Source organism: Dyella sp. M7H15-1 (assembly GCF_004114615.1).
Lineage (GTDB): Bacteria > Pseudomonadota > Gammaproteobacteria > Xanthomonadales > Rhodanobacteraceae > Dyella_B.
The window spans coordinates 2,647,131-2,658,952 of record NZ_CP035300.1 but is presented as its reverse complement, the minus strand read 5'-3'; the positions used below and the strand labels follow the sequence as shown (position 1 = coordinate 2,658,952).

The following is an 11,822-nucleotide window of genomic DNA, read 5'->3' as shown; positions in this document are numbered from 1 at the left end:
GGATGGCTATCCACGGCAGGGTTTGGCCACTACATGCTATGACTCGGCGAAAGCGTGTGATGCGCGCTCTCCGCCGTCTTCGTGACCTGCACGGAGGGTCGGTTTTTCTGGAACGCATAGGTAATGGTGTACCCCTCACCCTTAAATTGACTCAGTGCTAGTTCCGCGCTTTCACGCATCTTCCCTTTGTTCGCAGCTAGATGACGCGATGAGCCGTAGACCACCCGGAGGGTGTCGCAGGCGGGTAGTAGCCGGTGGAGCGCCATGGTGCAAAACGCGCGACCTAACTTGTGTGACAAGTGGTGAAGATCCACTTCACGTAGGTGACCGTGTTGGGGATCATTATAAATGTGTCGAGGGTTTAGTAACCGCCAAAGCGTCCTGGAATAGGTCGCAGGCGTGAGGTCATGCGGACGGAGTGGCAGGTTCAATGAGCGACTGATCTGGGTGATTAAAGATTTTGTCGAGGGATCGGTGAGATGGTTTCTTACGCTGAAGATACACTCAGCCAGATAGGTTGCCGGGGGGATATCGGACTGGGTGACGTCGTTAGCGCTGATGCGTGCTGCATGCACGACCAAGGCATCCAGCACCGCGTGAGTGCCCGCCGTCGGTGACATGTTTTGCAGCCCGGACAGGGCGTTGCCGATCTGTTGGGCAGATAAAGAGAACTCGGGGAAAATGTGCTCAGCTATGGCCAGCAACACCGCCTCGGTGCCGTCCGTCGACGACATGTTTTGCAGCCCGTACAGGGCGTTGCCGATTTCTTGGCCAGATAAGGGGGATGCCTCGGAAATGCGCGGAGCGATGACCCGCAGCACCGCCTCGGTGCCGTCCGTCGAAGGCATGTTTTGCAGCCCGTACAGGGCGTTGCCGATGGCTTGGGCAGATAAGGGGGTCTCGGAAATGTGCCCAGCCATGGCCTTCAGCACCGCCTCGGCGCCGTCCGTCGAGGGCATGTTCTGCAGCCCGTACAGGGCATTGCCGATGGCTTGAGCAGATAAAGAGGGTGTCTTGGAAATGTGCCGGGCCATAGCCTGCAGCACCGCCTCGGTGCCGTCCGTCGAGGGCATGTTCTGCAGCCCGTACAGGGCATTGCCGATGGCTTGGGCAGATAAAGAGGGTGTCTTGGAAATGTGCCGGGCCATAGCCTGCAGCACCGCCTCGGTGCCAGGGGTGGATGGCATCGCCTGCAAGTTGTAAAGGAGGGTGCCCACGGACTGAGGACCCAATCCTTCTGGCAGGTCGTTCAACCAGTCGGCCATGTCGCGCAATAACGGGTCCAACTGCTGATTGCCATGAGGGGCGTTCCCGACTTTTAGAAATAGCGAGCTCCATTGGGTATATGTTTTCTCATTCAATATGTACCGGGGTGAGTTGCGTACAAGCTTGGGGAGTTGCTCCGCGAGCAACTCGAGATCATCCGGCGTAGGCCACTCGGAGCGTTGCATCGCTTTGAACCAGCATGCACACGTCAACACATCTATCTGGCACGGTTGCGCTTGCAATGCCGCGCGCAGTGCGTCGGCCGACTGGATCCGTGCGGTCGGTGCTTTGCCCTTAACGGCCGGCCTCCCATCCACCGGCGCAGCTTCTGTGTGGATACCTGGGGTTACATCGGGCGTTGGAGGCGCACCGCGACCTGACGGAGGAACCGGTGCCGACGTGTGATTGTTACCGGTGGGCCCACGCTGGCCTCGCCCGCTGATCCCGCCGCGAGGCCCATGGTCCGTGCCTCGCCCACCCCGACGCGTTGACGCATTTGAGGCTTGTGCGTCGCGAAAAACGCTACTGCCAGCGGGCGTTGGTGCGTTACCGACAGGTGATCGCGCGGTACCCGGCACAGATGCCCCGCGTTGATGAGGATGAATTGGTGCGCCGCGCTGCATCGGTGCTGTGCCTCTAACAGCTTGTCCCCCCTGCGCAGAATGCGCGCCCCGTGAGGGGGCACCTCGAGCCGCATCGGACGTTGGACGCGCACCGCGACCTGACGTAGAAACCAGTGCTGGCATGTGGTCGCGATCGGCGGACCCGGGTTGGCCTCGCCCGTTGAACTCGCCACGAGGCCCATGGCGCGCGCCTCGCCCACCCCGAGGTGGTGGCGCATCTAAGACTTGTGTACCGTGAAAAACGCCCCCTTCGGCGGATGTTGGTGCGTCACTGGCAGGTGATTGCGTGGTATCCGGCACAGATACCTCGGGTTGATGCGGGTTAACGCGAAGATGAGCATTAAAATGCATATGATTATTCCCAATTAGCCATTAATGAGTGTGCGAGGTGTCAAGCATCTTTGCGGTTTTAGATCAAAAAACGTTGTGCTTAATCTTTGGGTGGATTGGGTTTGCACCCCAGCGCTAGAAAGGCAATTTCAATGAGGCATCCACCGCCAGCATTTGCTCGCGGAACGTGTTCTTGATGCGCTTGAGCGCTTGCTCGTTGTCGGCATCGAAACGCAACACAAGGATCGGCGTGGTGTTCGACGGCCGTACCAGACCCCAGCCATCCACCCAGTCCGCACGCACACCATCGATGGTGATGAGCGTAGCATCGCCAAAATGCGCTTTTTCGCGAAATTTCTCGATAAAACGATAGTGCTCGCCTTCGCTCATCTCGACCTTGAGCTCGGGCGTGGAAACGCCTTTCGGGCAGGTGGCGAAAATCTGCTCTGGCGTACGGCCTTCGATATCTCCCGCCAGGATTTCCAACAACCGCGCGCCGGCGTAGATGCCGTCGTCGAAGCCGTACCAGCGCTCTTTGAAAAAGAAATGCCCGCTCATCTCGCCAGCCAGCTCTGCGCCGGTTTCGCGCATTTTGGCCTTGATCAGCGAGTGCCCTGTGCGCCACATCAGCGGACTGCCGCCCGCATCAAGAATCTGGCCCTTGAGGTGGCCCGTACATTTGACGTCGTAGATGATGGTTGCGCCAGGTTGACGGGACAGCACATCACGCGCGAATAACATCAAGGTGCGATCCGGAAAGATGATTTCGCCACTGCGCGTGACCACACCCAGACGATCGCCATCGCCATCGAAGGCCAGGCCAAGGTCCGCGCCGGTCTGCTTCACCGCGAGGATCAGGTCTTCAAGATTGTGCGGATCGGACGGGTCGGGATGATGATTGGGGAAGTTGCCATCCACCTCGCAGTACAGCGGAATCACCTGGCAGCCAATACCCTCCAGCACCTGCGGCGCCACGGCACCCGGAATGCCATTACCGCAATCGACCACCAGCTTGAGCGGGCGCTCGGTCTGCACATCCGAGGTAATGCGCTCGATGTAATCCGGCACCACGTCGACATGACGCAAGCTGCCTTTGCCATCATGGTCGAGTGCATTCGCGACAATGCGCTGGTAGAGATCCTGGATCGCACCTTCGGACAGTGTCTCGCCACCCACCACGATCTTGAAGCCGTTGTAATCCGGCGGATTGTGGCTGCCGGTCACCGCCACGCCGCAACCGGTATTGAAACGATACGCGGCGTAATAGACGACCGGCGTCGGCACGGCACCCAGGTCGATCACATCGATACCCGTCGCGCGCAAACCATCGGACAAAGCGCCCGCAAGTTCAGGACCGGACAGGCGACCATCGCGCCCTATCACCATTTCATGCAGGCCTTTCTCCCGCATCAACATGCCGATCGACTGGCCGAGCAGCCTCGCTACATCCTCGGTAAGGCTCTTGCCCACCACACCGCGTATGTCATACGTACGAAAGATGGCAGGGTCCACCGTGACTGCAGCGGGTGCAGGTACCGGTGCGGGTGCCGGCCTGGGAGCGAGACGAACCACCGGCTTGGCGGGTTCGGGAGGCGATTGGGTTTGCGCCACGTCCGACAAGCCTTCTTCCTCAACAGAAACGGTACGATGGGCAGGACCGTGCGCGAACAACCAAAACAGGTATGCACCGGCGCCCAGGCTAAGCAAGGTCAGCAAGGCAGCAAGCAGCACGGATTGCGGCAACACGATATACGCGCCGGGCAAGACCGCCACGATATTGAAACTGCTGCCGGGGATCGGCTTGCCGACAGGCTCCGCGTCAATCGCAGCGGAGCTGCCGTGCGCCATCAGTTCAAGGTTTTCGCCGTAGTCCGTGCTTTGATGGAGCTGAAGCTGGCCGCCGTCGACTGATTGCTCGCTGAAGCGTTGGGCAATGGGGGCAAAAGGCAACTCGATCCAGACCCATGCCGCGGGTTTCTGCTGCGACCCCAGTGGCTCCACCATCGTCAAATGGCGATCGCCAACGTTCTTGAATTGCGATTCGACCGGCGGTTCACCTTCGACATCCGGCGCTGCCATCAATTGCGCAGCCTTGGCATAACCGAAGTCGCGGTAGTTGGCGTGCAATACCTCATCCAGCCCCGCGGTGTACAACTCCACATTCAGCGCCTGCGGCAGATGCTGCTTCAGCGATGCGAGCACTTGCGCCGAACTGGCCGGCAGATCGCTGACATCCACGCCTGCGATCGCCTTGGTTACCTCACTGCGCTGCTGCGCAATGTCAGCAGCCAACGCCTGCACCGTCTGATCCTGTGCAACATGCACTTGCTGGCTGGCTCCGCCCTGATCCGCAATCAGCCAGGTCTGCCAGGCACTGAAAACACCAGACGCCAGCAACAGCGTGGCGCCAGCCAACATCAGCAATCGCTCCCATTCGACGTGCAAACCCGGCAAACGCGCTCGTGCGCCGTTCATCGTCATGCCCCATTCCCTACGTTGTGTTTTCCGGTAGAACCAAATCCGCCCTCGCCCCTTTCCGATGGCACGAATTCGTCGACTATCTTCCAGCGCGCCTGTGCGACCGGCACCAACAGTAACTGCGCAATACGCTCACCCACCCCAATGATGTATGGCTGCGTGCCGCGATTCCAGCAAGAAATCATCAACGGCCCCTGATAATCCGCATCGATCACGCCCACCAGGTTGCCCATCACTAGACCATGTTTGTGGCCGAGCCCCGAGCGCGGCACAATCAGCGCGCACCAGCCCGGGTCGCCAATATGGATTGCCATGCCACTAGGCACCAGCACGCTTTCACCCGGTGACAAGGTGAGCGGCTGTTCCACGGCGGCGCGCAGGTCCATCCCGGCGCTGCCCACCGTAGCTGTTTGCGGTAACGGGATGATGTCACCCAAACGCGGGTCGAGGATCTTCAGCTCGACATCGATCATCCCCGCATCGCCTTGTAGCGGCTGGCGATAAGTTCAATCAACTGACGCGCGAGCATCGTCTTGTCGGCGCGCGGCAGTTCGATAGAACCATCGGCCCAATAAACAGTAATCGCGTTGTCGGCGGTCTCGAAGCCCAGACCATCGCCCACCTGGTTGGCGGCAATCATGTCCAATCCCTTGCGCTGCAACTTGTCACGCGCATAGCTCTCCACGTTCTGCGTTTCGGCGGCGAATCCCACCAGGAACGGATGCCCTTGGCGGGCGGCAAGACTCGCCAGGATGTCCGGGTTCTGGGCCAACTGCAGGATGAGGGCGGCACCGGCCTGTTTCTTGAGTTTGTGTTCGGCGACGGCGTTCGTCCGATAGTCACCGACGGCGGCTGCCCCGATGTAGATATCCGCACTCGCGGCAGCATCGATCACCGCGGCATGCATCTGCGCTGTGCTACGCACGTCGACACGTTTCGCGATGCCTTGTGGCGTGGCCAAGATGACCGGCCCCGCTACCAACGTTACTTGCGCGCCCGCCTGGACGGCGGCTTCGGCCACTGCAAATCCCATCTTGCCGGAGCTGCGATTGCCGATGAAACGCACCGGATCGATGTCTTCGTAGGTAGGTCCGGCACTGACGACCACCTTCAAGCCGGCCAGCACGCGATCACCGAATGAGACCACGATCGCTTCGCGCAGCTCATGCGGCTCCAACATGCGGCCCGAGCCGACTTCACCACAAGCCTGATCGCCGGCAGCCGGCCCAAGGATATGCACACCCCGCGAACGCAAGCTTGCCAGATTGGCCTGGGTGGCAGCATTCGCCCACATTTGCTGGTTCATCGCCGGCGCCAGATAAACCGGCGAAGCCGTGGCCAGGCACAGGGTGCTCAGCAGGTCATTCGCATGCCCGTGGGCCAGTCGCGCCATGAAGTCAGCACTGGCCGGCGCGATGAGCACTCGCTCGGCCCAACGCGCCAGCTCGATATGACCCATCGCCGCCTCGGCCGACTCATCCCACAGGCTGACACGCACCGCTTCACCGGACAGCGCCTGGAAGGTGGTCGGGGTCACAAAACGGGTCGCGTTCTCGGTCATCACCACGCGCACCTGCGCGCCGAGGTCACGCAAACGGCGCACCAGCTCGCACGATTTATAGGCGGCAATGCCACCTGACACTCCCAGCAGTATGCGGCGTTGGGCAAGAGACATGTAAGCGGGGTCTGACGTACGGATAGACGGCTAGCTTACCGGATTCATGTATGGCAACTGCTGTCTCGATCGCACCCGTAGCGCCCATGCTGCATATATGAGTATTCGGAATTGGCCGGAAGGCGAGCGTCCTCGCGAAAAATTGCTGGCCCATGGCAGCACTGCGCTATCGGATGCGGAACTGCTTGCAGTGCTGCTGGGCAGCGGCGTGCGGGGCAAGGATGCCATCGCTCTCGGGCGCGAATTGCTGATGCAGGCCGGCAGTCTTGGCGCACTGCTCGGCAGGCAGGATCAGGCGATCCGCGCCCACGGCCTGGGCCCGGCCAAGCGGGCGCGCATTGTTGCCGCACTGGAACTCGCTCGCCGCAGCTTGGCCGAACAATTAACCGAACGCCCTGCCCTGGGTAATCCTCGAGAAAGCGGCGATTATCTTTCAGCGCGCCTGCGCCACTTGCCTTACGAAGTATTTGCCTGTCTGTACCTCGACAATCGCCATCGCGTGCTGGCTTTTGAAGAGCTTTTTCGCGGCACCGTGGATGGCGCCAACGTGCACCCGCGCGAAGTGGTACGCGCCTGTCTCAAGCACAATGCCGCCGCGGTGATCTTCGCCCATAACCATCCCAGCGGCGTGGCCGAGCCTAGCACCGCCGACCAAACGATCACCCGCGAACTGAGCCAGGCACTGCGATTGGTGGGCGTGCGGGTACTCGATCATCTGGTGATCGGTCACGCCGAACCGGTCTCCATGGCCGCCCGCGGCATGCTTTAACGTTTTCTGCGGAGCAAAAAGCGCGAACAGGTGGTTCGCGCCGGGAGCCGCATGAGGGCAAGGTATTCAAGGATGTGGCAGTCTCGCATCGCTCCGTCGGGGGAGACGCCGGCGATACCCAGGTATTGTCGCAATGCGACATGACTGACGTATGACATGCCATGGACATGCCTCGATTTTTGGGGTGGCAAGACTTATGCACATGACGCCTACGGGGCTACTTACCGTCAGATCACTGAAGAGCACATCAACTTGGCTATGTAACTCATTGTTTTGAAATAATTAGCTGCATGACAAAGTGATTTCCGCGGACTTTTCGTAGAAAGACGCCCACGTGGCCTTCACTTTACCCCACAGACTTATCCACAGCCTCGCCCATCGCAATGCAACAGGGGGCTACGCTAGACACACGGAAACGCGGTCAGTCACATGGGTCTGTTAGCATGCGCGGTTCCATCAAGATCAATCTCCAAGACCCGTGAAAGAAGCGCTGTGCGAACTGGTCCTTCAGGCCATCCGGATCCTTCAAGCCGACGGCAACTTGCCGGCCGGCATCGCGTTGCCGAACTTCGTGATCGAACGTGCGCGCAGCCGCGAACACGGCGATTTCGCCACCAATGCGGCCATGCTGCTGGCCAAGCCGGCCCGCGCCAAACCGCGCGACTTGGCGGAGAAGCTGGTCGCCGCCCTGCCCGACAACAGCCTGATCGGCAAGGTGGATATTGCCGGTCCAGGCTTCATCAACTTTTTCCTCGCTGCCGGGGCCTATCACGCCGAAGTGAAACGCATCCTGGCCGAAGGCGATGCCTACGGCCTTAGCCAGAGCGGTGCCGGCAAAACCGTGGGGGTGGAATTCGTCTCCGCCAACCCCACTGGCCCGCTGCACGTGGGCCATGGCCGTAATGCGGTGCTCGGCGACTGCCTGAGCCGCCTATTCAAGGCCACCGGCTGGAACGTCAAACGCGAGTTCTACTACAACGACGCCGGCGTGCAGATCCAGAATCTGGCGATCTCCGTGCAGGCCCGCACGCGCGGCGTTGCACCGGGCGATACCGGCTGGCCGGAAGATGGTTATCGCGGCGACTACATCGCCGACGTGGCCAAGGCCTATCTCGCCGGAGAGTCGATCACCGCGGACGGTCATATTGTCACTGGGGCCAAGAACCCGGACGATCTTGAAGCCATCCGCCGCTTCGCCGTGGCCGCGCTACGCCATGAGCAGGATCTAGATCTGAAGGCCTTTGGCGTCGAACTGGACGTCTACTTCCTGGAATCCTCGCTCTACACCGACGGCAAGGTGGAGGAAGCGGTGCGCGAAATCGTCGCCCATGGCCATACCTATGAGGAAGGCGGCGCGCTGTGGCTGCGCAGCACCGATTTCGGTGACGACAAGGACCGCGTGATGCGCAAGTCCGACGGCACCTACACCTACTTCGTCCCGGACGTGGCCTATCACCTCAGCAAATGGCAGCGCGGCTACGAGAACGCCGTCACCGTGCTGGGCTCCGATCACCACGGCACCTTGGCCCGCGTGAAGGCCGGCCTACAAGCGCTGGACATCGGTATTCCCAAGGACTGGCCGCACTACGTGCTGTATCAGATGATCACGGTGATGCGCGGTGGCGAAGAGGTGAAAATTTCCAAGCGCGCCGGCAGCTACCTCACCCTGCGCGACCTGATCGACGAAGCAGGCCGCGACGCCACGCGCTACTTCCTGATTGCACGCCGCTCCGATTCACAACTGGTGTTCGACATCGACCTGGCACGCTCGCAGAGCAACGACAACCCGGTCTATTACATCCAGTACGCCCATGCGCGCGCGTGCAGCGTACTGCGCCAAGCCGGCGAAAAGGGCTTTGCTATCGACCTGCCCAACGGCCAAACCCAGTTGGCGCGCCTGGACAACGAACATGAGCAGATCCTGCTGACCGAATTGTCCAAATACCCTGAACTGGTCGAAAACGCCGCGGCCCATCTCGAACCGCACCTAATCGCCTCCTGGCTGCGCGAGCTGGCGAACGCGCTGCATACCTACTACAACGCTTATCAGTTCCTGGTGGACGACAAGGACCTGCGTGATGCGCGTCTGGTGCTGGTGATAGCCACGCGGCAGGTTCTGAAGAATGGCTTGAATTTGTTGGGCCTCAGCGCCCCGGAGAGCATGTAATGGCACCACGCAAGGGCAAAGGTCGACAGGCCGTGCGCAATCATAGCGGCGGATTTCCGGCCTGGGCCGGCGTCCTCGTTGGCATTCTGATCGGCGCTCTGGTCGTGGTGGTGTTGATGCGCCACTCCCTGGTACCTATGGCCCCCAAGGGGCCGCAACCTAACCCCGAAGCCACAGCACAGCCCGGCAACGATGAAGAGCTGGCTCCGGCTGGCGGCGCCACCACACCGAAGAAGCCGCAATACGATTTCTATTCCGTGTTGTCGGAAAAGGAAGTGCGCATCCCAGACTCCGAGATCAGCGCCCAGGCCAAGGCCGAACAACAGCAACAACAGGCCGCCAAGCAAACCCCACCTGCAGCCGCCCCCCCACAGCCACTACCGGCCAACGCACCCGCGGCCGTCACGCAAAACATTACCGCTGCCCCCGCTTCAGCCGTGCAGCAACCGGCTCCGGCGGCTAATACCCCAAGTGGCTATCTCCTGCAGGTTGGCGCCTTCCCGAGCGCAGCCGATGCCGAAACACTCAAGGCGAAGCTGGCGTTGCAAGGCTTTGTCGCCAACGTGCAGTCGGTCAACCTGGGTGGCCAGACCTATCATCGCGTCCGCCTGGGACCGTTCCACTCGGCCACTGAACTGGAATCGGCCAAGCAGCGCCTGTCCAGCGCAGGCATTCCGGCTATTGCGCTGAAAGAAGGCAAGTAACTGAACCACGGTCAGGGCGAAAACACCCTCATTTGACGCCGCGTTGCCATCGCGTTTTCCAGTATCCGAGCAAGGTAGGGTGATACCACTGTTGCGATGGCCCTTCGCTGGCGCGAGGCGCCAGGCGGCCAGCAACGACATCGCGCAACGCAACACGCATCCATGACAGCCCCTGCACCAGTTGCAGGATCGGGTAGGTGGTGAAGTTGTCGTCGGCTTCGGGCGTGATCAACGACTGGTATAAGATGCCGCCCGTGTCGACACCCGCGTCCACCAGATGGACGGTTACGCCGCAGTGCATGCGGTCATCGTTGACCAGCGCCCAATAGCCGCCGTGCACCCCGCGATAGGCCGGTGTGATACCCATGTGCGTATTGACGAAAGGTGCGTCCACCGCAGCCAGCAGTTTCTTCGACAGGATGCGCGTGCCGTTTACCACCACCGCTTGCGGCGCGAGCTGCCGCAGACGACTCGCTACGCCATGCTCGTTAGCGCTGCCGACACGGGTGATCACCTGCGCGGGAATCGGCGCGTCCGACAAGCCGTGACAGCGCAACAACGCTTCGATGCGCCGACGGGAGATGCGGCCCAACACTCGGCTGTACAGGATAAAGCCCAATTGTCCAAGCGCTTGAGCCTTGCCGAGCTTGCGCGCGCGATGACGCAACATGTTGAACACCGAGGGTTTGCGCTCAAGTATGACCTCGACGATATCGAATTCCTCTCGCAAACCGTGATACATCACCCGGGTGGATAATCCATCGCCGGCGAGCAAGACAATCCGCGCTCTAGCCGGCATGCCTGCATTCCAACAAGGCCGCGACCTCGCCCATGTTGCACGGCTGCATACCATAGCGTTGGTTGAGCTGGTTGTAGTAAACCAGAATCTTCTGCAGGAAAGCGAGATTTTGTTTCACGTCCGCACCGAAGTTGTGCGGATGCCACCACAAATGGAACAGTCGATGGCCTGTCGCAGCATCGTGCAGCGCACGCTTGATGCGATGCAAACGCAGGCTTTCCAGCGGTGCGAGCGAGCGCGAATACGGGCGCAAGAATCGGCTGGCGGAAATGTTGAAGGGGCGGCTGCGCGCACATTCCTCCAGACTGTAGGTGTTGTAACCACTGAGGTTGACGTAGGCATCCACCAGACGCAAAGCGCGCACCCATGCGCTTTGTTCCCGCTTGTTCCTCGGCTGATAGAACGAGGCGTTTTCATTTCCCCGATAGCAAACGATGCCCAGTTCCTCGAGCACAGGTAGATAGGCCGGATTCCCCTGGTTGCGCGGGAACACCAGACTGGTGATGGGAATACCTCTGTCCTTGGCAATCGCCACCGCGGCTTGCAGATCCGCGCGGAATGACTCGATGGTCTGCCCCTCTTCAAGGCAGTAATAGTGCGAGAAGGTGTGCGTGCCGATCTCCTGCCCAGCGCGGCTGCGGATCAGTTCGATCGTTTCCGGCGCAAAATGGTAGGCGTCATCGTCGCCCCACGTGCGTTCGTCAATGTAGCGGTAGGAGGAAAGCTGGCTGTGACGATAGTCCGGCAACACCCTTGGCAGGTGCTGTTTCAATTCGGCAATGTCCTTGAAGAACAGGAAGCCGAGCGTCGCCCAGGTGGCATGGATGCCATGCGCTTCGAACATGTCGAGTATGCCGAGGATGGCGTCGCGCTCGCCATTCAGGTTGGCTTCGTAGTCCCCGAAGCTGCGGCTGTCTCGCACGCCCCAGAACAACTCAAGATCCAGCGAGATAGTGAATATGCCCGGCATATGTCAGCCACACACCTCGTCAATCAGGACGCCATCCTGAA

At 60.6% G+C, this 11,822-nt stretch carries 9 protein-coding genes; 3 read left to right on the top strand and 6 right to left on the bottom strand.

Annotated elements, in window-relative coordinates; genetic code table 11:
* Positions 1 to 29: 29 nt before the first annotated feature.
* The 4 genes from EO087_RS12320 to coaBC all read right to left on the bottom strand — a co-directional run bounded on the left by EO087_RS12320 (position 30) and on the right by coaBC (position 6,372).
* Complete coding sequence (locus EO087_RS12320; protein ID WP_128899126.1) at positions 30 to 1,361, bottom strand: hypothetical protein; 1,332 nt, start codon at positions 1,359 to 1,361, stop codon at positions 30 to 32.
* 993 nt (positions 1,362 to 2,354) lie between these two features.
* The gene (locus tag EO087_RS12315; RefSeq protein WP_128899125.1) at positions 2,355 to 4,700 is read right to left on the bottom strand and encodes a phosphomannomutase/phosphoglucomutase; all 2,346 of its coding nucleotides are present in this window, start codon (positions 4,698 to 4,700) and stop codon (positions 2,355 to 2,357) included.
* Entirely contained in the window at positions 4,697 to 5,170 is a 474-nt protein-coding gene (gene dut, locus EO087_RS12310) for a dUTP diphosphatase (RefSeq protein WP_128899124.1), read from the bottom strand. The genes EO087_RS12315 and dut overlap by 4 nt, the downstream gene beginning before the upstream one ends.
* Positions 5,167 to 6,372, bottom strand: a complete 1,206-nt coding sequence (gene coaBC / locus EO087_RS12305; RefSeq protein ID WP_128899123.1) for a bifunctional phosphopantothenoylcysteine decarboxylase/phosphopantothenate--cysteine ligase CoaBC — start codon at positions 6,370 to 6,372, stop codon at positions 5,167 to 5,169. Before coaBC ends, dut begins: the two co-directional genes overlap by 4 nt.
* 97 nt (positions 6,373 to 6,469) lie before the next feature.
* Here coaBC and radC point away from each other — a divergent pair, with 97 nt between their 5' ends.
* The 3 genes from radC (at position 6,470) to EO087_RS12290 (ending at position 10,012) form a co-directional block, all read left to right on the top strand.
* The gene (radC, locus tag EO087_RS12300) at positions 6,470 to 7,141 is read left to right on the top strand and encodes a DNA repair protein RadC (RefSeq protein ID WP_128899122.1); all 672 of its coding nucleotides are present in this window, start codon (positions 6,470 to 6,472) and stop codon (positions 7,139 to 7,141) included.
* A 478-nt stretch (positions 7,142 to 7,619) separates the two neighbouring features.
* On the top strand, positions 7,620 to 9,308 hold the full coding sequence (argS, locus tag EO087_RS12295) for an arginine--tRNA ligase (protein ID WP_128899121.1): 1,689 nt from the start codon (positions 7,620 to 7,622) through the stop codon (positions 9,306 to 9,308).
* Positions 9,308 to 10,012: an SPOR domain-containing protein gene (locus EO087_RS12290; protein WP_128899120.1), complete on the top strand. Its 705-nt coding sequence runs from the start codon at positions 9,308 to 9,310 to the stop codon at positions 10,010 to 10,012. Before argS ends, EO087_RS12290 begins: the two co-directional genes overlap by 1 nt.
* A gap of 28 nt (positions 10,013 to 10,040) precedes the next feature.
* Here EO087_RS12290 and EO087_RS12285 read toward each other — a convergent pair whose 3' ends face one another.
* Together EO087_RS12285 and EO087_RS12280 are read right to left on the bottom strand one after the other, a co-directional pair.
* Positions 10,041 to 10,811, bottom strand: coding sequence for a formyl transferase (locus EO087_RS12285; protein WP_128899119.1), 771 nt, complete (start codon positions 10,809 to 10,811; stop codon positions 10,041 to 10,043).
* Positions 10,801 to 11,781 carry a polysaccharide deacetylase family protein gene (locus EO087_RS12280; RefSeq protein ID WP_128899118.1) on the bottom strand — a complete coding sequence of 327 codons (981 nt, stop codon included), beginning with the start codon at positions 11,779 to 11,781 and terminating at the stop codon, positions 10,801 to 10,803. Before EO087_RS12280 ends, EO087_RS12285 begins: the two co-directional genes overlap by 11 nt.
* Positions 11,782 to 11,822 lie beyond the last annotated feature (41 nt).